At 66.7% G+C, this 17,862-nt stretch carries 20 protein-coding genes and 1 pseudogene; 7 read left to right on the top strand and 14 right to left on the bottom strand.

From position 1 onward, the window contains the following. Nucleotides 1-28: 28 nt before the first annotated feature. The 5 genes from ACZK2R_RS11935 to ACZK2R_RS11915 all read right to left on the bottom strand — a co-directional run bounded on the left by ACZK2R_RS11935 (nt 29) and on the right by ACZK2R_RS11915 (nt 4,101). On the bottom strand, nt 29-778 hold the full coding sequence (locus ACZK2R_RS11935; RefSeq protein ID WP_049461055.1) for a hypothetical protein: 750 nt from the start codon (nt 776-778) through the stop codon (nt 29-31). A gap of 13 nt (nt 779-791) precedes the next feature. Then, the gene (locus tag ACZK2R_RS11930; protein WP_180837209.1) at nt 792-1,496 is read right to left on the bottom strand and encodes a C39 family peptidase; all 705 of its coding nucleotides are present in this window, start codon (nt 1,494-1,496) and stop codon (nt 792-794) included. Between the two features lie 99 nt (nt 1,497-1,595). Further along, the gene (locus ACZK2R_RS11925) at nt 1,596-2,912 is read right to left on the bottom strand and encodes an adhesin (protein ID WP_180837207.1); all 1,317 of its coding nucleotides are present in this window, start codon (nt 2,910-2,912) and stop codon (nt 1,596-1,598) included. 44 nt (nt 2,913-2,956) lie between these two features. Next, nucleotides 2,957-3,574 (bottom strand): hypothetical protein, encoded by a 618-nt coding sequence (locus ACZK2R_RS11920; RefSeq protein WP_180837205.1) that lies wholly within the window; start codon nt 3,572-3,574, stop codon nt 2,957-2,959. Further along, nucleotides 3,571-4,101, bottom strand: a complete 531-nt coding sequence (locus ACZK2R_RS11915; protein WP_164079503.1) for a hypothetical protein — start codon at nt 4,099-4,101, stop codon at nt 3,571-3,573. The genes ACZK2R_RS11920 and ACZK2R_RS11915 overlap by 4 nt, the downstream gene beginning before the upstream one ends. Nucleotides 4,102-4,497: 396 nt before the next feature. On the opposite strand from ACZK2R_RS11915, the gene ACZK2R_RS11910 reads away from it, so the two are divergent. Then, nucleotides 4,498-5,853 carry a sigma-54 interaction domain-containing protein gene (locus tag ACZK2R_RS11910; RefSeq protein ID WP_180837203.1) on the top strand — a complete coding sequence of 452 codons (1,356 nt, stop codon included), beginning with the start codon at nt 4,498-4,500 and terminating at the stop codon, nt 5,851-5,853. Here ACZK2R_RS11910 and ACZK2R_RS11905 read toward each other — a convergent pair whose 3' ends face one another. From ACZK2R_RS11905 to ACZK2R_RS11885, 5 genes and pseudogenes are all read right to left on the bottom strand, one after another. Then, nucleotides 5,854-6,162, bottom strand: a complete 309-nt coding sequence (locus ACZK2R_RS11905) for a DUF6958 family protein (RefSeq protein ID WP_180837201.1) — start codon at nt 6,160-6,162, stop codon at nt 5,854-5,856. Beyond that, entirely contained in the window at nt 6,155-6,577 is a 423-nt protein-coding gene (locus ACZK2R_RS11900; RefSeq protein ID WP_258015734.1) for a GFA family protein, read from the bottom strand. The genes ACZK2R_RS11905 and ACZK2R_RS11900 overlap by 8 nt, the downstream gene beginning before the upstream one ends. A 45-nt stretch (nt 6,578-6,622) precedes the next feature. Then, nucleotides 6,623-6,691 (bottom strand): annotated as a pseudogene (locus tag ACZK2R_RS11895) (GFA family protein); the annotation flags it as partial. Between the two features lie 68 nt (nt 6,692-6,759). After that, nucleotides 6,760-7,641, bottom strand: a complete 882-nt coding sequence (locus ACZK2R_RS11890; RefSeq protein ID WP_180837197.1) for a TolB family protein — start codon at nt 7,639-7,641, stop codon at nt 6,760-6,762. Next, nucleotides 7,638-8,678 (bottom strand): hypothetical protein, encoded by a 1,041-nt coding sequence (locus ACZK2R_RS11885; RefSeq protein WP_180837195.1) that lies wholly within the window; start codon nt 8,676-8,678, stop codon nt 7,638-7,640. The genes ACZK2R_RS11890 and ACZK2R_RS11885 overlap by 4 nt, the downstream gene beginning before the upstream one ends. 91 nt (nt 8,679-8,769) lie before the next feature. Here ACZK2R_RS11885 and ACZK2R_RS11880 point away from each other — a divergent pair, with 91 nt between their 5' ends. From ACZK2R_RS11880 to ACZK2R_RS11865, 4 genes are read left to right on the top strand one after another with little or no spacing between them, the layout of a single operon-like run. After that, on the top strand, nt 8,770-9,696 hold the full coding sequence (locus ACZK2R_RS11880) for a LysR substrate-binding domain-containing protein (protein ID WP_180837193.1): 927 nt from the start codon (nt 8,770-8,772) through the stop codon (nt 9,694-9,696). Continuing rightward, complete coding sequence (locus ACZK2R_RS11875; RefSeq protein ID WP_180837192.1) at nt 9,693-10,160, top strand: helix-turn-helix domain-containing protein; 468 nt, start codon at nt 9,693-9,695, stop codon at nt 10,158-10,160. Before ACZK2R_RS11880 ends, ACZK2R_RS11875 begins: the two co-directional genes overlap by 4 nt. 10 nt (nt 10,161-10,170) lie before the next feature. Beyond that, complete coding sequence (locus ACZK2R_RS11870) at nt 10,171-10,596, top strand: VOC family protein (protein ID WP_180837190.1); 426 nt, start codon at nt 10,171-10,173, stop codon at nt 10,594-10,596. Next, complete coding sequence (locus ACZK2R_RS11865; RefSeq protein ID WP_121503346.1) at nt 10,593-10,823, top strand: hypothetical protein; 231 nt, start codon at nt 10,593-10,595, stop codon at nt 10,821-10,823. Before ACZK2R_RS11870 ends, ACZK2R_RS11865 begins: the two co-directional genes overlap by 4 nt. Before the next feature lie 7 nt (nt 10,824-10,830). Here the strand turns inward: ACZK2R_RS11865 and ACZK2R_RS11860 are convergent, their stop codons facing one another. Together ACZK2R_RS11860 and ACZK2R_RS11855 are read right to left on the bottom strand one after the other, a co-directional pair. Continuing rightward, nucleotides 10,831-11,526, bottom strand: a complete 696-nt coding sequence (locus ACZK2R_RS11860; protein WP_049401501.1) for an HAD family hydrolase — start codon at nt 11,524-11,526, stop codon at nt 10,831-10,833. 34 nt (nt 11,527-11,560) lie between these two features. Next, nucleotides 11,561-12,490, bottom strand: a complete 930-nt coding sequence (locus ACZK2R_RS11855; RefSeq protein WP_049401502.1) for a LysR family transcriptional regulator — start codon at nt 12,488-12,490, stop codon at nt 11,561-11,563. A 116-nt stretch (nt 12,491-12,606) separates the two neighbouring features. On the opposite strand from ACZK2R_RS11855, the gene ACZK2R_RS11850 reads away from it, so the two are divergent. Next, nucleotides 12,607-13,644 carry a zinc-dependent alcohol dehydrogenase family protein gene (locus tag ACZK2R_RS11850; RefSeq protein ID WP_180837188.1) on the top strand — a complete coding sequence of 346 codons (1,038 nt, stop codon included), beginning with the start codon at nt 12,607-12,609 and terminating at the stop codon, nt 13,642-13,644. Between the two features lie 77 nt (nt 13,645-13,721). Here the strand turns inward: ACZK2R_RS11850 and ACZK2R_RS11845 are convergent, their stop codons facing one another. Next, a complete protein-coding gene (locus ACZK2R_RS11845) occupies nt 13,722-14,462 on the bottom strand; it encodes a DNA/RNA non-specific endonuclease (RefSeq protein WP_180837186.1) in 741 nt (246 codons plus the stop codon). Between the two features lie 289 nt (nt 14,463-14,751). After that, complete coding sequence (locus ACZK2R_RS11840) at nt 14,752-16,056, bottom strand: hypothetical protein (protein ID WP_430541926.1); 1,305 nt, start codon at nt 16,054-16,056, stop codon at nt 14,752-14,754. Between the two features lie 152 nt (nt 16,057-16,208). Here ACZK2R_RS11840 and ACZK2R_RS11835 point away from each other — a divergent pair, with 152 nt between their 5' ends. Further along, nucleotides 16,209-17,783: a S15 peptidase family protein gene (locus ACZK2R_RS11835; protein WP_180837182.1), complete on the top strand. Its 1,575-nt coding sequence runs from the start codon at nt 16,209-16,211 to the stop codon at nt 17,781-17,783. The last annotated feature ends 79 nt before the right edge of the window (nt 17,784-17,862 follow it).

Raw genomic sequence — 17,862 nt, 5'->3', positions numbered from 1 at the left:
GGAGCGTTTCCCCCAATGCCAGGCCCTGTTACTGGCCTGGCCCCATGCCGCGGTTCAACGCAATCGCCTGGGCCACGTTCTGGCTCAACGGCAGGTTGCTGCCCACGGCGTTGCGCACCAGCTCCAGCCGCAGCTGGTTACTGGCGATCTGGCCGTCACCGGCGAGGGCGATACCCTGGCCGACGCTGCCATTGCGGATCCACTGCTGCACCAGCCCCTGGCCATCCACCTGCAGCAGCAGGCGTGCCTGGTTGCCTTCCAGCACGGCGGTCGCGCTGGCGCCGGCCTGCTGCGCGGTGACGTTGCCTGCGCCATCAGAGAGAACGGCTGGCACGCCACCCTCGCGGACAGTCAGCGTGGTGACGTTGCGCGCGACATTGCCATCGCCGGCCACCTGCACGCTCTGCACCAGGCCGCTGGCGTTGGCCAGGCCGCTGCTGTCGATGCTGCGTCCGTGGGTATCGGGCAGCGGCGCATCGGCTGCCGTGACATGCACGCTGGGCTGGAAACTCAGCTTCGGCGCGCCACCACCACGGAAGTCCATGCCCAGGGTGAGGCTGCCCTGCAGCGTCGCGCCGTTGCTGGCCTGCCACTGCGACACCATGGTGACCCCGAACCAGGCAACGTTGTTGCCACCCACGGTGTAGCGCCCCCGCATCAGGCTCAGTTCCGGGTCCGGAATTTCCTTCAGGCCGCGACCGGGAGCACCCTCTGCCGCCTGCAGAGGCAGGGAAGGGAAGGCCAGCAGCAGAGCCATCATCATCGGTTGGCGGAACATGGTCGAACCTCCTTCAGAACAGGTCGGCGTGGCTGAAGCCGAAGTCGACCAGTTCGGCATCGGTGATCGGCCCTTGCCGCGCGTAGAGCGCGCGGGCGCTTGGCCGTTCGCTGGGTTGCAGAAGAGCGGTGTTGCGATCGAAGTCGCTGCCGATCACCACGAAGACCGCGCGCGATGGCCAGGCGGCCAGGAACTCCGGAAGGGCCAGGCTGCGGTTGCCCAGGATCGGGTCGGCCACTTCCACAATGCCGTTGCGCACCTGCTTGAGCACCACGAAATGGCGGAAACCGCGCACGTCCATCAACACCAGTCCTGGCACGCGAAGGGTGCGCAGTCGTGTTTCATCGATGCGGTAGCCCCGACCGCGCATGCCCAGCGATTCCACGTAGCGCTTGATGTCGAGCAGCGAGAAGCCGCGCTCGGCTACCAGAGCGGGATCGGAGACCCCCATCATCCCCTCGATCACCGTCGCCTCGTCAGTATCAAGGTGGTAGGCGTGGCGCAGGATGGTGGCCAGTGCGGCGGCCCCGCAGCTGTAATCGGTGTGCTGCCGCACCACGTTGCGGTAGCGCCGCTCCTGCATGCTCTCCACCTTCTGCTGCAGCAACGCGCCATTGGGCAATACGCCGCTGAAGCGCACCTCGCCCGCCCACGCGGAGGCGGTACCCAGCAGCAACAGCATCGCCAGCAGGCGCAACGAGAGGCGGCAACGGATCATCACGTTCTCCGGCAGCAGGGGGGAGCCCCTGTCCCAAGGGGGAGGAGGAACAGGGGCTCCCGGGGACCCGGCCATTGGCGGACGGCCGGGGTGTTGCGCTTACTCGCCGCTGCCGCCACCGCCGCCGGTGCTGGGCTGGGCGACGGCCAGGGCCAGGCTGTTGGCCTGCAGGTTGCCGGTGCCCGCAGCAACGTTCACACCGATGTTGCCGGAGGCGCCGGAGAAGGCACTGCCGGACAACGCCGAGGTGTTGGTGGCGTTGACGTTCACCCAGCGCGTGGTGCTGACCGTGCCGCTGAGGCTGGCGTACAGATCGGCCACGCCCAGTTCGACGAACTGGCTGGTGCCACTCTCACGCGTATCGAAGCCCAGGCCGCCCACTCCCGGCCGGTTGGGGTTCATCGTGGCGTTCTGGATCTCGTTGTCCAGGTCGATGTGGCCGGTGCTGTTGCCACCCGGATGTGGCAGCTCGCCATTCCATGTATCCAGATAGTAGTTGGCCATCTGGTAGGCGTTGCCGGTGCCGCGGTAGGTGCCCGCGCCATAGGCCAGGGTCAGGCCGCTGATGCCGCCACGCATGCCGACCTGCACGGTGTCCGTGTAGGACTGCACGAAGCCGGCGTTGCTGACCGTGTTGCCGGTGGAGACCTGGTTGGAGCTGATGCTCGACTGCGCCACCGCAGTGGTCGCTACCGAGGCCGCGAGCGCGTTCTTCTGCTCGTTGTTGTTGCCCGAGGCGATGTTCACGCCGATGTTGCCCGAAGCACCACCGAAGGCATTGCCGCCGAGGCCCGCGGCGTTGGTGACACCGGAGTTCATGGTGGCGTTGCCGAAGCCGGCCTGGTTGACGAACACCTCAGCGTCGGCCATGCCGAAGCTGAAGGATGCATCGGCAGCGGACAGCGACGCGGCATTGTCCTGCGCGTTGTTGTCGCCGGACACCACGTTGAAGCCGAGATTGCCCGAGGCGCCGGCACCCACGCTGTCACCGATGGAAGCACTGTTGGTGACCAGGCTGTTGCTGGTGGCGTTGTTGCTGATCGACTGGCGGTTGTCGATCACGGCAATGGCCGCCGAGTCGAGGTCGATGTCGCCGGTGATGTTCGGGTCACCGGAGAAATTGATGTCGGTGCTCAGCCGCAGGTCCTTCTCCAGGTTCACGTCGACGCCGTGGTTGTTCTTTTCCTTGCGTTCGTCGGCCTGGATGTTGCTGTGTTTCTGCACATTGACATTGACGGTGCGGTTGCGTACGTCGTTGTCGGTGTGGTTGTGCGTGTCGTTGCGGGTTTCGCTGACGGTGTGGTTGTGATTGATGTTCGCGTTGGCGTTCTGGTTGTCCCAGCCATTGGCCGCAGCGGCGGTCGAGGCAGTGGCAATCGCCATGGCGAGCATGGTCTGTTTGACGGTCGCTTTCATGGTGCCCTCTCTCATCATCAGGTGGTGCATCGGTTGGGTGGTTGTCACGGGCGGTCCTGCACGACCAGGCCCAATACGTTGGCCGTGTCGTTGCCGTTGCCCGCGATCTGATTGAGTTGCAGGACCCCGTCGAATCCCCGCAGTGCGGTGCTGGCTACACCTGCGCTGCGGGTGCCCGTCGCGACGCCGTGACCGGTGTCGTCCCGCCCCCCTGCCAACGCGGAACCCTCGGCGGCCAAGACCGTATCGTCGGTTTCGCGTATGCCCTGTCGGGCCAGCGTCGCGCTGACGACGTTGAGCGTCGTGTTGGCGATGCCGCTGGCCTGGTTGATGGATGCGATGCCACTGGCACCGGCCAGTGCGTCACCGCCAATGAATGCAGTGGCCTGCAGCGGCCCGGACAGCACGCGGTTGCCCTGCTGCAGTTGCCGCGCATTGATCGCGACGTCGGCGCGATCACCCTTGGCGATACCCCGTAGGTTGGCCTGCACGTTGAGGTCGCCGGCGGCCTGGTTCACGGCGATGGCGCCATTTGTTCCGGCAAGTGCGTGGCCGTCGATGCGGGCCACGTCGAGATAGGCGAGCATGCCGCTGTAGTCATCGGCCCGGGTCGCCCAGGGCGCGGCAGCGAGCAGCAGAAGCAACCCGTGCAGCGCCTTCATTTTCCACCTGCCGGGGCCGTGCCCTGCAGCGGGAACTGGGCCAGTGCGCCGCGCACGGTATCGGCGATACCGCGGGTGCTGCTGCCGACCGCACCGAGCGGCCCACTCATGGCTCCCCCCAGATTGCTGCCGACCATGCCGTCGCCACTGCGGCCCAGCGTGCCGCCCAGGGCCTGCTGGGTGACCCGTTCAACGGTGGTGCCACCCGGCGCCGCGATGGACGCGGCCTGGCCGGCGCCCATGCCGGCATAGTCCTCATCGCTCAACTCGTCCATGCCGGTTGTTGTGCCGCCGGCACCCAATGCGGTGGCGATCTCGCGCTGCGGCTTCGGGTCGGCAATCAGCGCCATGCCCGGCGGTGCCATGCGGTATGCCGGGCGCGCGGATACATCCCGCAGCAGGACGATCTCGCCCGGTTGTGCCTTCACGCCTTGGCGGGCGCCGGATGCGGATGCGCCCGCGCCAACCGACAGCAGGGCCACTGCCAGTGCTGCGGCCAGGCCGCGAATCAGGGTGGAGCCGTCCATGCCGATCTCCCGCGATGGGTGCGGCGGAACCACGCATCAACCGTGCCAACTTCGAAGTGCCCACCGGCCAATGTCGGCACCGTGCCGCACCTGACCGGGCTGCTGCCACGCTGTTACAGGCACGTCGTGGAATTGTTGGGATTTCGAAGCCCCAGGCACTGCAGGGCAAGGGCGGCGGGCGACTGTCGCATCCGTGTTACAGGTGGCGTCGCGGTCTGCAACGGTGCCGCTTCAGCCAGGAATTTCTTGACGCACTGCTCATTGCGCCGCCGTTTAGGGAAGCGCTAGGATCCGCCCAACAAAGGCCGCCCCGGTGGCCGTAGAGGTCCCGGCGGGGGGCGGCACGCCGGTGATTGCCTGACAGTCCGCCGACGGTGTCCGGATGCTGGGGGAAGCATGGCAGCGGTCCCGGAGGCTTCAACGTCACGTTGCGTGCTCTGGTTTGGCGAGCCGTTGGCGAACGAACGCAGTGCGCTGGCGGCAGCAGGCTGGTATGTGCGCAGCATCCGTCCCGATCCCGCCATGGCGATTGGCCTGCGCGGGCGCGATCGCTTGCTCGCCGTGCTCGATCTGCGCCACCTCGATGCGGTCGCGCTGCAGCTGCTGGTACCGTGGATCGAGCAGCACCAGCATCTACCCTGGCTGGCGGTACTGCCACCGGGTGGCGGACCTGCTTCAGCGGCCTGGCTGCCGTTGCTGCAGCGATGCCGTGCCCGCTTCACGCTGCCGTTCGGCCTGCAGGATCTGGTCTGCGCAATGCGCCAGCAGTTCGACGCAGATGATCCGCCTGTCGACGCAACCTGCAGCGGGCAGGGACCGCACGCATTGATTGGCGAAAGCGCTGCGCTGCATGCGGTGCGCACGGTGCTGCATAAGTTCGCGCCGGTGGAGCTGCCGGTGCTGGTCACCGGCGAAACCGGTACAGGCAAGGAACTGGCCGCACATGCGCTGCATGCGTTGTCGGGGCGTGCTGGCAGGCCTTTCATTGCGGTGAACTGTGGTGCGATTCCGGCCAACCTGGTGCAGTCGGAGCTGTTCGGCCACGAACGTGGCTCGTTCACCGGTGCCGACAAGCGGCAGATCGGCGTGTTCGAATCCGCGCACGGCGGCACGGTGTTTCTGGACGAAGTCGGTGACCTGCCGTCGGAGGCACAGACCAGCCTGTTGCGTGTACTGCAGGAAGGCACCTTCGAGCGCGTCGGCAGCAGCCAGCCGTTGCGGGCGGATGTGAGAGTGCTGGCTGCCACCCACGTGGAACTGGAACACGCGGTGGCGCAGGGCCGGTTCCGCAGCGATCTCTACTACCGTCTGAACGTGCTGCGCCTGCTCATGCCACCATTGCGTGAGCGCGGTGCCGATGTGCAGCTGCTGGCCGAACACTTCCTGCGCTGTTTCCGGCAGCGCCACATCGTGCGTGCACGCGGCTTTGCGCCGGCCGCACTGCAGGCCATGCGGCGTTTCGAATGGCCCGGCAACGTACGCGAACTGCTGAACCGTGTGCAGCGTGCAGCGATCATGGCCGAGGGCGAGCTGATCAGCGAGCGTGACCTGGAGCTGGGCGCATCGGTGGCGGTCCTGCCTGGGGCGATGCTGCACGATGCGCGGGGCCAGGCCGAGCGCGATGTGCTACTGCAGACCCTGCGCCAGACCGGCTACAACGTTTCCGAGTGCGCGCGGCAGATGCAGATCTCGCGGGTGACGGTGTATCGCCTGTGCCGCAAGCACCGGTTGGAGCTGCCTGCGCAGCGCTGATCAGCCGGCCGCGAGGTGCTGGAACAGGCGCAACGGCTTGCCCGTGACGCGCTCGATCACGCCCTTGGCTTCCAGGTCCAGCTGCACGGCCTTCAACCACCAGCCGGCGGTGGCGCCTGCCGGGAACAGGGCGGCGGGCAGGTGCGGCAGCAGCGCCTGCTTGGCCTGCGCAACGGTCAGGCCTGGAGGTTGCGCAGGCAGGGCCTGCAGCAAGGCATGGCGCATGGCGAGATACTTGGCACGATCCACACGCTGGGTGTGCCCGGGCGTGGTGATGCTCTCGATCTCGATCCGCTCGGGCTCAGACATGGCTATCTCCCGCGACTTCGATGCGAGGGCTGCGGAAGCCCATGGCGATCCACGCCTTCATCAACCGTGCATAGAACCGCAGCGACCGGGTCTGCAGGTTCGGCACATCGTCCGGAAGGACAGACGCATCAGGAAGATCACTGATCATCGTCCGCATCTCCACTGCGGGTTTTGCCGATGCGGGCCACAACAGGCCATACAGGCTCAGCCAATGGCCGCCACTGAACTCCAGGAACAGCGGCGTATTGCAGCAGCCCGCCAGGACGCGGCGGCTGCCGCCCCTGCTGGACAAGCGCAACGCACGCAGCATGGAATGTCCGGCGTCGATGCTGACGCGATCCTTGCGGTGCATTACGAAAAGCGTCTGGCCGTGCGGGCCCAGTACTTCGGGTGCTCGGGGCAGCGACTGCAGCATGGCGCCGGCCTTGCGGCAGCTGTCGCAGCAGCATTCGACGGTGGCAATGGGTTGGCCCGTGGCGGTCAGGCGGACCTGGCCGCAGGCGCAGGCAAGGGACTGATGGGAGGGCATCTGCATTTTCTCCTGGGGTATTCATCCTCTCGACGAACCGGGGTGCCGGGAATCGACAACATCCGCCTTCAAGGGCGCTTCATCCGGTAGTGGATGCGGTACAGGTCCAACCCTGCACCGTCCGCACGCCGCGCCGAATAGGTCAACGTGCCGGGTTGCGAGCCATCCAGCATCGCGCCGTAGCTGTCGCTGGACGCCTCGTTCAAGGGCGAGGGCAATGCATGGCCCGCGTCATAACGGCCTCCACGTTCGTAGGCAATGAACTGGCGCACCGGTGCGCTGCCGAAGTCGAGAGCGCGGGCAAAGACCACAGTACGGCCATCCCCGAGGAAGGTGGCATCGAACTCCTGCGCCGAGGTATTGAGGTCTCCGGGCAGCGGCCGCGCGGGCTGCGCCACGCCACGGACCATCGCTGCGACGTAGAGGTCATGGCCACCCGCACCGCCTGCACGATTGCTGGAGAACAGCAGCGTGGCTGCGTCTGGTGAGAGCATCGGCGCGAACTCATCGGCCGCGCTGTTCACTGCGGGGCCAAGATTGACCGGTTCCCCGAATCGGCCGTCGCTCCCCACGCTGACCCGATACAGATCGTCACCACCCTGGCCGCCTGCTCGATCCGAACAGAAATACACCACGCGGCCATCGGCGGAAAAGGCGGGATCGAAGTCGCGCCCCGGCGAGTTGAACGGCACCGGCATCGCTGGCCGCCAGCGCTGACCATCGTTGCGGGAGACCCAGATGTCATACCCGCCTGGACCGCCGGGCCGGTTGCGGCTGAACCACAGTGCGGTTCTACCGTCCGGGCTCAAGGTCAGTCGAATCTCGTCGTATTGCGTGGATGCAACGCCCGGGGCGAAGCGCTCGGCGGGTCCGACGATCCGTAGCACCCTGGATGGAGACGCGGGAGGCGACGCAGCAACCAGCAGCATCACGGCCAGCAGCGCCTTCATGCCTGCCGCTCGAAGTCGCTGACCCAGTTGGTTTCCCAGCTGCGTCCGCCATCGGTCGAGGCCGCCTGTTCCCAGCGCGCCGAACGCGGGGTAATGCGTGACCAGATCACCCGCGTCTGGATTGCTCGTCCGTCGTGCTGGTCTTCGCCGAAGAAGCGACCGACACCGGCCTCGAAACGGCCGAGCAGTGGCGCGCCGATCCGGGTCGGTTCCCGGCCATCCAGCCACCAACTCAGCCAGTGCCGCTCAGCCGCATTCCAGGCGCGGATGCCCATGCCACGCAGCGGCGCTCCTGGCACGTCCATCAGATTGTCACCTACGTTGCCGAATCCTCCCAGTACCGGCCAGTTGTGCAGGGTGCCGTTGAACGCGTCCCACGCATCGCTGCCTGCCAGTCGGGCGCGCAGGCGACGATGGCGCACGTTCCAATGGCCCACCAGGAAATCAAAATCGCCCGGTGCATCCGGCAGCTTCGGAAGCGGAGAGGGGGCCGCAGCCGTGCGGCGGAACCAGTTGCGCCAGTTCACCTCCCAGTGCGCACCGGCGTCGTCGGAGAATGCCTGTTCCCACCACGGCTCCTCGCCGTGGATGGCGTGCCACCGGAACCACACGTCGATGGGGCGTCCGTCGATCCGGTCGGTGCCGCGAAAGTTGCCGGCATCGCCCTTGAAACCGCCGCGTACGGGGGCTTCGATATGGGCAGGATTGCGGCCATCGATCCACCAGATCGACCACGTGGAAGACACCGGATCAAAGGCACGCACGCCCAGGCCCCTGTAGGGACCCGAAGGCAGTGCCATGACGTTGTCATCGATGGTGCCGAGCCCGCCCAGGGTGAGCCAGACCGCGCTGGCGCCCGTGAAGGACTCCCAGCGGGTATCGCCCACCAGCCGCTCCTTCAGGCGTTGGTGCCGGACCAGCCAGTTGCCCTGCAACCATTTCCAGTCTTCGCTGTGACTGGCCAGGGCCCATCCGGAGGGCAGGGCGGTGGACGCGGCCGTGGCGGCCAGGGTGACCAGGAACTGCCGTCGATCCATATGCGTGATCCCCTACCGAAGGTGCCCCCATCGTTGCGGGTACGAAGGGGATTGACCACGCAGATATCGGGGCTCAGGCTAAGTCACACTTATGGTCACCCAACGCCAGCTGCCATCGCTTGCCGCCATCCGCGCCTTCGAGGCGGCGGCGCGGCTGGGCAGCTTCGCGCGTGCCGCCGAGGAGCTCGACACCACTGCGGCATCGGTGAGCTATCACGTGCGGCGGCTGGAGGCCCAGACCGGTACCTGCCTGTTCCTGCGCCACGCACAGCACGTGGAACTGACGGTGGTGGGTGCCAGCGTCGCGCAGGAAGCCACCCGGGCATTCGACGCACTACGCGCCAGCTTCATGCGCGCCGCTGGCATGGATGCGGCGCGACTGCGCCTGTCCGTACTGCCAACGCTGGGCACCAGTTGGTTGACGCCGCGGCTGGGTACGTTCCGCGCCCGCCATGGGCAGCTCCTGCTGGAACTGGACCTGTCGGCAGAGCCGCAGGATCTGGCCGCCGGCCACTTCGATGCCGCCATCCGCAACGGGAATGGCGAGTGGCCTGGGCTGCAGGCCACGCCCTTGTTCCCCAGCGTTTTCATGCCGTTGTGTGCGCCGGCGCTGCTGCCGGCGGCCCGTGGGCTGGGCAGCACCGCGCTGGAGATTCCCCTGCTCGGTCGGCCGGACTGGTGGGCCCTGTGGTTCGCCGCGCACGGGCACCTTCCACCGCCGGCACCAGGGAGTCTGGTCACGCCCTTCGCCGTCGAGCATCTGGATGTCGGTGCCGCGATCGCAGGGCAGGGCATCGCCATCGGTTCGCCGATCCTGTTCCAGGCCGAGCTGGAGAGCGGGCGCCTGGTGCAGGCGCATCCGGGTGTCGCCAGCGACGGTCGCAGCTTCTGGTTCGTGGCGCCCTCGGCGCGGAGTGGCAGCGCCAAGGTCATCGCATTCCGTGACTGGGTGGTCGAACAGGCCGCCGAGGCACGGCACGCAGCACGCCATCATCTGGCCCAAGCGGTGACGCCGTGAACCAGAGCCCCGAACTGCTGCGACGCCTGCTGCGTGCCAAGGACCGGATGGACCGGGCCAGCCATGAGGAATGGCCAGTCACACGCCTGGCCGAGGTCAGTGCGGTGTCGCCGGCGCACTTCGCCCGCTCGTTCAAGCAGGCATTCGGGTTGCCGCCGCACCGGTATCTTCTCAGCCGCCGCATCGAACGGGCCGTGGCGATGTTGCGTGACACCGACCTGCCGGTCACCGAAATCGCCGTGCAGACCGGGTGGAGCAGCCTGGGCACCTTTGGCCGCATCTTCCGTGACATCACCGGTGACAGCCCGGGCAATGTGCGTGAGCGTGAGCGTGAGCGTGCAGGCCAGGCGGCGTCGGCCAGCGTGCCGGAATGCCACGCACGTGCCGCACAGCGACCGGACCTGAAGATCGCAGTTTTGGAGAAGCGTCGCCGCGAGGCGGTTGCTAACGTGGACCCCACCTGAGGGAGGTCCCATGACGAACACTGTGAACACGGTCGGCCTGTATGTGCGCGACCAGGATGAGGCGCTCGCGTTCTATGTCGGCAAGCTCGGCTTCGAAGTGCATACCGATGTACGCAACGGCAGCTACCGCTGGCTGACGGTACGCAGCCCGGGCCAGGACGGTTTCCAGCTGGGCCTGTTCGTGCCTGGCCCGCCCACCCACGATGCGGCCACCGCGCTTTCGCTGCAGCAGCTGGTGGCCAAGGGCGCAATGCCGCCGCTGGTGCTGGCCGTGGATGACTGCCAGGCGTGCTACACGCAATGGCTGGCGCTGGGCGTGGAATTCACCCAGGAGCCGATCGAGCGCTATGGCGCCGTGGACGCCGGATTCCGCGATCCATCAGGCAATGGCTGGAAGATGATCGAAGCCCGTTCCGAAGCGAGGCGCCGGCAATGAGCCGCGGTGGCTGGGCACGGCCCGTGCATCGTTGGACCTCGATCGTGTTCACCCTGGCGGTGATCGCCAACTTCGTAGTGCGCGCGATGGGACAGGGCGAGCCTGCGGCGTGGCTCACCTACTCGCCGTTGCCACCCCTGTTCCTGCAACTGTTCACCGGCCTTTACCTGTTCGTGCTGCACTACGCCGGAAGGCGCCGCAGCGCCGCACTCGGCGCTGCGGGCTGAGGCAAGGTCAGGCGACCGCGTCGACCGCATGGGCGGCAAGCAGGGCGGGCAGGTCTTCCATGCGCTGGAAGATCACCTGTGCACCCGCCGCACGCAGGGCCTCCGGCGTACTGTGGTGCGGACCGCCTTCACTGAAGCCGAACACGGTTGCGCCAGCGGCCACACCGGCCGTTGCACCGGTAACAGTGTCCTCGATCACCGCGCAACGCTTCGGGTCCACGCCCAGCGCAGCGGCGGCGGCCAGATAGACATCCGGATGCGGCTTGGTGTGCGGCATGTCCTGGCCGCTGAACACGTGGGCCCCGAAGGCATCAAGGATGCCGACCTTGCCCAGCTGCAGCTTCACCTTGTGCAGATCGGCGCCGGACGCGCAGGCAATCCGGCCGCCGGTGAGCACCGCGATCGCACGCACCGCCTCGGGCGCACCCTGGATGGCAACCAGGTCACGTTCCAACGCGCGGTTGCGCTGCTGGCGGAACTCTTCCAGCCATTCCTCGGTGAACGGCTTGCCGGTGCGTTCTTCGATCAGGCCGGCCAGATGGGCCACGGACTGGCCCAGGAACACCTCACCGGCCTGCGCCGGGGTCAGCGGCCAGCCGCGCTCGGTCAGCATTTCCGAAAGCACGCGGGCGACCAGCGGCTCGGAATCAACGAGTACGCCATCGCAGTCGAACAGCACGGCATCGAAGGGGAAACGGGACATCTACAGCTCCTTGAAACAACAGCCATGGGGGCGATCAGCGGGTATTTTCCCACGGTGGAGACGGAACGAACGCCTCGACCAGCGCATCCACTGCGGCACGCACCTTGGGAGCAAGGTCGCGGGTGGTAGGCCAGAGCGCATGCAGGGGCGCGCCCGCGCTACCCGAGGCAGGGAATACGGCCACCAGTGCGCCGCTGCGCAGCGCGTCCCCCACCAGCCAGGTGGTCGCTTCTGCAATGCCCAGCCCGGCCAGCAATGCGCTACGCAGCGCATCGCCGTCACTGATGCGGTGGCGCCCTTCAATGCGGTGCTGGACAAGCCCGCCGGAGCCGTCCGGCACCGTCCAGGGCAGCGCGTGCCCCTGCCGGCCGAAGGTGATGCAGTCGTGTCCGGCAAGATCCTCGGCGCGCACCGGGACGCCACGTGCCGCCAGGTATCCGGGTGCAGCGCATATCACGGCATGCTGGCGGCCGAGCGCGCGGGCAGAGAGCGAGCTGCTGTCGTCAAGCGGCCCCAGGCGGACGGCCAGATCGACGTTTTCCTCGAGCAGATCAACCCTGCGGTCGGTGAAGCTGACATCGAGCTGCAGCCGCGAATGGCGCTGCGCCAGTCCGATCAGTACCGGCATCACCCAGCGCTGCCCGAACGCTACCGGCAGGCTGACCCGCAACAGGCCGGAAACCTCTTGCCGCCGCGACGCTGCGTTGGATTCGGCTTCGTCCAGTTCGGCCAGGATGCGCCGGCAGACCTGGTAGAACTCGGCGCCCTCGACAGTGAGCGCCAGCCTGCGCGTGGTGCGATCCAGCAACCGGGTGCCCAGTCGCCGCTCCAGCGTGGCCACACTCTTGCCAACGGCCGATTTGCTCAGCCCCATGCGCAGACCGGCTGCGGTGAAGCTGCCGGCGTCCACGGCCTGGACGAACACACTGATGCCCTGTAGGCGCGCCGCACTGTAGCTGGTCATATGCGTCAATTGGGGAATTTATGGATTCAGTGTATCGACAATATCCCGTCACTGAACACATCCATGCGTCAATAGACTTTCCTGGCGCATTTCCGCGCGCCAATGAGTGATTTCCCATGTCTGTTTCGACCATGAAGGTCTGGGAGCTCGATGCCCCGGGCCTTGCTCACCTGCGCTGCGTACGGCGCCCCATTCCCAGGCCAGGCCCTGGTGAGGTACTGGTCAAGGTCGGTGCCGTGTCGCTCAACTACCGCGATCGCCTGGTGATCGACGGCGGACTGTTGTCCGGTCCGCTGCCACACCCGTTTGTTCCCGCTTCGGACATGGCCGGCGTCATTGTCGAAACCGGAAGCCCAGCGCGACGCTTCAGCGTTGGCCAGCGGGTGATGGGCAATTTCTGGACGCAGTGGCTCGATGGCGCGCCTCCGCCCGAGATGCTGCAGCACGGACTGTCCCTGGGCGGTCCGCTGCCGGGAGTGCTGGCGGAGTATGTGGTGCTGCCGGAGGACGTGGCAGTCGCTACGCCCCCCTCGTTGTCTGACCTGCAGGCCAGCACGTTGCCGGTGGCGGCGCTGACGGCCTGGTTTGCACTGGTCGAGGCCGGCCAACTCGCTCCTGGCCAGACCGTGCTTGTGCAGGGGACCGGTGGCGTTTCCTTGTTCGGGATGCAGTTCGCCCAGCGGCTGGGAGCCCGGGTAATCGTGACTTCACGCAGTGGCAGCAAGCTTGCCCTTGCAGAACGGCTGGGTGCATGGGCGTCGATCAACACGCGGCAGCATCCTGCATGGGGCGCGCGAGCGATGGAGCTGAGCGGAGGGCAGGGCGTCGATCATGTGCTTGAGCTGCTCGGAGGCGGCAACCTCGCCCAGAGCGTGGAGGCGCTCGCAGTGGGCGGGCACATCCTGCAGATCGGCTTCCTCGAGGATCCCAACCTGCACATGCCGGCGGTTCCTCTCATGCTGCGCCGCGCGACCCTGAAGGGGGTTTCGGTTGGCCATCGCCGGGCCTTCGAGGGGATGAACGGCTTCATCGAACGCGAGCGCCTGCAGCCTGTCATCGACAGCGTGCATTCGTTCGCCGGCCTGCCTGCGGCACTGGCAGCACTGCATCAGGGGCCGTTCGGCAAAGTGGTGGTGCAGGTGGCAGAGCACTGAATCCAACTGCGCCGTACCTGTCCAGGCGAAGTGCGCCTGTGCGGTCGGATTCGCGACCGCACGGGCGTCCTGGCGGATCAGCTCAGATCACAGCCCGCCGGCTGCGGCCAGGTGGTGGCCGGCAGCATGTTCTTCAGCGAAGCGGGCGCGTTGATCGCCACATAGCTGGCGCCCAGCAGCTCCTCGAGGTCGGCGATGGTCACCAGGTAGCTGTCCAGGGTGCCCAGGTTCGCTTCGTTCGGGATGATCCAGCTGATCGCCTTGGCGGTGCCGGTGTTCGGGTCGCGGGTGATGATCGTCTTCCAGAAGAACTCCGGCGTGGGAATGCCGTGGCTGGCAAGGAAGTAATCGTTGGACGCGTCGCCATAGACAACGCCGCCGTAGACATCCACCGGCGCGATGTCGCGGTAGCACTCGGCCACGTTTTCGGCCTTCACCCAGACGCCCTGATTGAAGCTGGAAACCTGCGGAACGATGTTGGTCATGTAGTTGGCGCGACGGATGTAGGTCGCGTTGTAGTCCATGTGGTTGGAGGTCACCAGATGGCCGCGGTCATAGCCGCTGCGGATGCTGGCATACGACGCGGTGCTGTTCTGGCCGAGGCAGCCGGCCGGCAGGTCCGGGTCTTTGTAGAAGCTGGACGGGCGCGCGGCGGAGCCGGTGTCGGCGGTGAGCGTGTATTCGTAGCGGGTGGCGCTGTGGATGCTGCAGTCGTAGGTGAGCACGAAGCCGCCCTTGTTGAGGGTGACGACCTGGGCCTGGGCGGCACCGGCGAAGGTACTGAGGACGAACGCGAAGAAGAAACCTGCAAGGCGCATTGCGATTCTCCAGCAGAGGATTCAGGACGCAGCCGCCCGCCACGACCGGGCCGGAGCGAGGTCATGTGAGGACACTGCGGAGTCGGGTAGTGCGGAATGCGTGGGACGTGACCGCGATGACAGGGCCGCGGAGGCCGTGCGGTGTCGTAAGCGTCACAAGCTGTCGTCTTTCGGTCAATGGCGAAACGACGAAGCTGTGACAGCGCGCAAGCACTGGAGATGTGTCAGATCATGGGGCGCGTGGATGAAACGCAGGCGTGCTAGGACATCGCGCTGCCTGTAGCGATGGTCAGGGGTTCGTCTTCAACACGTAGTCGCCCTTGCGTGTTCCCGGCACCAGCGACCATCCCGGCTTCAGGCTTAGCGACCACCCCGGCCCCTCCAGTGGCGGTTCAGCACTTGCCGGGGCCTGCACGAATACGACCTTCCAGTCGCTCTGCAGCAACGCACCGTCGGTGACATCCAGGCTGCCCCAGATGTCGGACAGCCGCATTGCTGGATACACCATGCCTTGCCCTGGCAACGGCTGCATGGTGTTGGGATCGAACTGGATGCGCATGTTGCGCAGATCCAGGCGCACGACCGGGCCTGTCACGAAGCGCGCACGGTTGTGTTCCAGCTGCGCAAGGCGCTGCTGTTCGCGCAGCGTTTCGGCTTCGTGCAGCTCCGGCCCGTCATAGCGCGCGGCAGCCGCTCCCAGCGCGGTCGCGTCCAGCTGCAATGGGGCCTGCGTCACTTCGGCCAGACGCGTGCCGAGATCGCGAGCCTGGTGGGCGAGGTCGCCGCGCCAGCCAGGTGCCGCCTGGTCCAGCAGCAGGCCATAGGCCGGGCCGGTGGCATAGGCGAAAGAGCGGACGAAGCTGCGATCACCCACGTGTGCGCGAAGGTCATGCAGTGCCGCCTGGATACGTGTCGACGGCGTCGGATTGCCGACGAACACGCCGGTGTACTCGGCCAGGCCCTCGTTCAATTCCAGCGCCGCTTCTTCCTGCGCGGCCGCAGGGAACCGGCGGTAGCGCTCGGCGCGGAATGCGAGCGCGTCCGTCATCGCAGCGTGCTGCGCTACTGCATCGGTGGATTCAAGTGCGTCCGCAAGCGCGCGCCATTCCAGCTGCAGCCAGTAACGTCCTTCAAGCGTGTCGAGGTGTTCGTTTCCACCCTCCGCCGGCGCGATGATGGGCAGCGCCGGCTGCAGGCGATGGAACATTTCGTGAGCCAGCAGCGTACTGCGTCTGGACGCGTCCTGCGGCAATGGCCAGAGCAGCTGCGTCCAGCGTGTGCCGGACCAGTCCACGGCGGTGTTGGCGACGATCGCATCAGACGGAAGCTGGCCTGCGAACACATCGCCGCGCTCCTTCAGCGCACCATGTGCGTCTGCCTGCGAGGCGATGACCTGCCGGCTCTTTGGATCCACCAGCATCATCGGCCCGCACAGGGATTGACCCCACAATCGACCCCGGTCTCCGTTGCAGAGCTGTTCGGCGCGCCGGAAGACCTCGCGGGCCGCCGCATCGGAGAACGCCTGCTCGTTGGCCATCACGGTTCGTTGCGCACATAGCGCCAGTACAGCGAAGAGCAGGAAGCGTGACCTCATGACGTCCATTCATCCTTGGGGCCCAGCTCTCATAGCATCGATCCCATAGGCCGGCAATGCAGCAAACGTCATGTTGCGTCGCAAGGTGCCACCCACCATTCGCACTGGTACGGTCCAACCCGTTGCGCCACCACCGACGGGGACAGACGACGATGCGCAAGGTATTGCTGCTGTTGATCCTGCTGACCGGACTGGCGCCCACCGCCTGGGCCGCTACGGTCAAGACCACCCACCGGACCATTCCCAGCTGGGATGGAACGCCTCTCGGGGCCTTCGTCATCGAACCGCAGGACGCGGGCAGCGGGCGCTATCCACTGCTGGTGATGCCCAGCAGCTGGGCGGTACCCAGCGTGGAGTATGTGGGGGTGGCGCAGTCGCTGGCGCGGCGCGGCTATGTGGTGATCAGCTACAGCTCGCGGGGTTTCTGGGAGTCCGGCGGCAGCATCGACATCGCAGGGCCAGCCACGGTCGAAGATGTCAGCGCCCTGATTGATTGGGCGCTGGACAACACCCGCGCCGATCCGGCCCGGATCGGTGTTTCGGGCATCTCCTACGGCGCAGGCACCAGCCTGCTGGCGGCGGCGCGCGATCCACGCATCAAGGCCGTGGCGGCGCTGAGTGGCTGGGCCGATCTGCAGGCCTCGCTGTACAGCAACGACACCCCCAGCGCGCAGGGCATCGCCTTGCTGGTGGCAGCCGGCCTGGCCACCGGCCGCCCGGGACCGGAACTGACGACCATCAATCGCAATGTACTGGTCGGCAACTACCAGGGCGCGGTGGATTCGCTGTTGCCGGTGGCGGCGCAGCGCAGCCCTGGGGCCAGCATCGATGAGATCAACGCCAACCAGCCAGCGGTGTTCCTCGCCAACGCCTTCAACGACAGCCTGTTCCCGCCGGGCCAGCTGGTCGATTTCTTCACCCGGTTGAAAGGCCCCAAGCAGTTGCAGCTGCGCCATGGCGATCATGCGCTCAACGAAGCCTTTGGCGCTCTGGGTGTTCCCAGCGAGGTCTACGATTCGGTGGGCGACTGGTTCGACCATTACCTCAAGGGTGAAGCCAATGGCATCGATCGCCAGCCTGCAGTACAGCTGAAATCGCAGAAGGGCAGCTGGAGTACCTATCCGAACTGGGAGGCGACCAATGCCGGCGCTGTCAGCTATGCGCTGAGCGCACCCAAAGGACTTCTGCTGCCCACGGGCGGCCTGGTCGCGAGCGGCAGCAGCACCGGCTGGAGTTACCGGATCGGCAGCGGGCTGCTGACCGCCGCCAATTCCGGCGTGGCGATGGCCTCCGGTGCATTGCAGATGATCAACCTGCCGCCGGGCGCCTATGTGCCCTTCGTGGGCCGCAACGCCGCAGGTGTCTGGCAGGGGCCGATCCAGTGGAGTGCGCAGCGCCTGGATGGAACGCCGGAGGTACGCTTGACCGTCACGCCCAGCCGCGCCAACACCACGCTGTACGCCTACCTGTACGCCGAGGATGTGCTGGGCAACGGCCAGCTGATCAGCCACAAGCCCTATACGCTGCGTGGTGCCACGCCGGGGCAGGCGAAGACCATCGACCTGCGGTTGGAAGCCAGCAGCTGGAACCTTCCGGCCGGCAGCCGCCTGACCCTGGTGGTGGACACCGTGGACCTGCGGTACGCGGGCATCAGCCAGCTGGGTGGCACGGTGACCTTCAGTTCGCCGGCCAATGCGCCTTCGGTGTTGAAGGTGCCGCTGCATTGATGGAAGGCCGCGCCCGTTGCGGCGGGCGCGGTACGCCAGGCAGTAGAACTGCGAGACTGGCGTTTGTTCCGGGGAAGGG

Source organism: Stenotrophomonas sp. 96582_Sma (assembly GCF_056480905.1).
This window is presented reverse-complemented; position numbering and strand designations above follow the sequence as displayed.

Excerpts from the sequence above, each read along its gene's own strand:
- ACZK2R_RS11850 (WP_180837188.1), top strand. The coding sequence starts at position 12,607 with ATGTCTGTTTCGACCATGAAGGTCTGGGAGCTCGATGCCCCGGGCCTT.
- ACZK2R_RS11885 (WP_180837195.1), bottom strand. The coding sequence starts at position 8,678 with ATGGATCGACGGCAGTTCCTGGTCACCCTGGCCGCCACGGCCGCGTCC.
- ACZK2R_RS11845 (WP_180837186.1), bottom strand. The coding sequence starts at position 14,462 with ATGCGCCTTGCAGGTTTCTTCTTCGCGTTCGTCCTCAGTACCTTCGCC.
- ACZK2R_RS11930 (WP_180837209.1), bottom strand. The coding sequence starts at position 1,496 with ATGATCCGTTGCCGCCTCTCGTTGCGCCTGCTGGCGATGCTGTTGCTG.
- ACZK2R_RS11840 (WP_430541926.1), bottom strand. The coding sequence starts at position 16,056 with ATGAGGTCACGCTTCCTGCTCTTCGCTGTACTGGCGCTATGTGCGCAA.
- ACZK2R_RS11910 (WP_180837203.1), top strand. The coding sequence starts at position 4,498 with ATGGCAGCGGTCCCGGAGGCTTCAACGTCACGTTGCGTGCTCTGGTTT.
- ACZK2R_RS11915 (WP_164079503.1), bottom strand. The coding sequence starts at position 4,101 with ATGGACGGCTCCACCCTGATTCGCGGCCTGGCCGCAGCACTGGCAGTG.
- ACZK2R_RS11835 (WP_180837182.1), top strand. The coding sequence starts at position 16,209 with ATGCGCAAGGTATTGCTGCTGTTGATCCTGCTGACCGGACTGGCGCCC.
- ACZK2R_RS11905 (WP_180837201.1), bottom strand. The coding sequence starts at position 6,162 with ATGTCTGAGCCCGAGCGGATCGAGATCGAGAGCATCACCACGCCCGGG.
- ACZK2R_RS11920 (WP_180837205.1), bottom strand. The coding sequence starts at position 3,574 with ATGAAGGCGCTGCACGGGTTGCTTCTGCTGCTCGCTGCCGCGCCCTGG.
- ACZK2R_RS11890 (WP_180837197.1), bottom strand. The coding sequence starts at position 7,641 with ATGAAGGCGCTGCTGGCCGTGATGCTGCTGGTTGCTGCGTCGCCTCCC.
- ACZK2R_RS11900 (WP_258015734.1), bottom strand. The coding sequence starts at position 6,577 with ATGCTGCAGTCGCTGCCCCGAGCACCCGAAGTACTGGGCCCGCACGGC.
- ACZK2R_RS11880 (WP_180837193.1), top strand. The coding sequence starts at position 8,770 with ATGGTCACCCAACGCCAGCTGCCATCGCTTGCCGCCATCCGCGCCTTC.
- ACZK2R_RS11860 (WP_049401501.1), bottom strand. The coding sequence starts at position 11,526 with ATGTCCCGTTTCCCCTTCGATGCCGTGCTGTTCGACTGCGATGGCGTA.
- ACZK2R_RS11935 (WP_049461055.1), bottom strand. The coding sequence starts at position 778 with ATGTTCCGCCAACCGATGATGATGGCTCTGCTGCTGGCCTTCCCTTCC.
- ACZK2R_RS11870 (WP_180837190.1), top strand. The coding sequence starts at position 10,171 with ATGACGAACACTGTGAACACGGTCGGCCTGTATGTGCGCGACCAGGAT.
- ACZK2R_RS11865 (WP_121503346.1), top strand. The coding sequence starts at position 10,593 with ATGAGCCGCGGTGGCTGGGCACGGCCCGTGCATCGTTGGACCTCGATC.
- ACZK2R_RS11925 (WP_180837207.1), bottom strand. The coding sequence starts at position 2,912 with ATGAAAGCGACCGTCAAACAGACCATGCTCGCCATGGCGATTGCCACT.
- ACZK2R_RS11855 (WP_049401502.1), bottom strand. The coding sequence starts at position 12,490 with ATGACCAGCTACAGTGCGGCGCGCCTACAGGGCATCAGTGTGTTCGTC.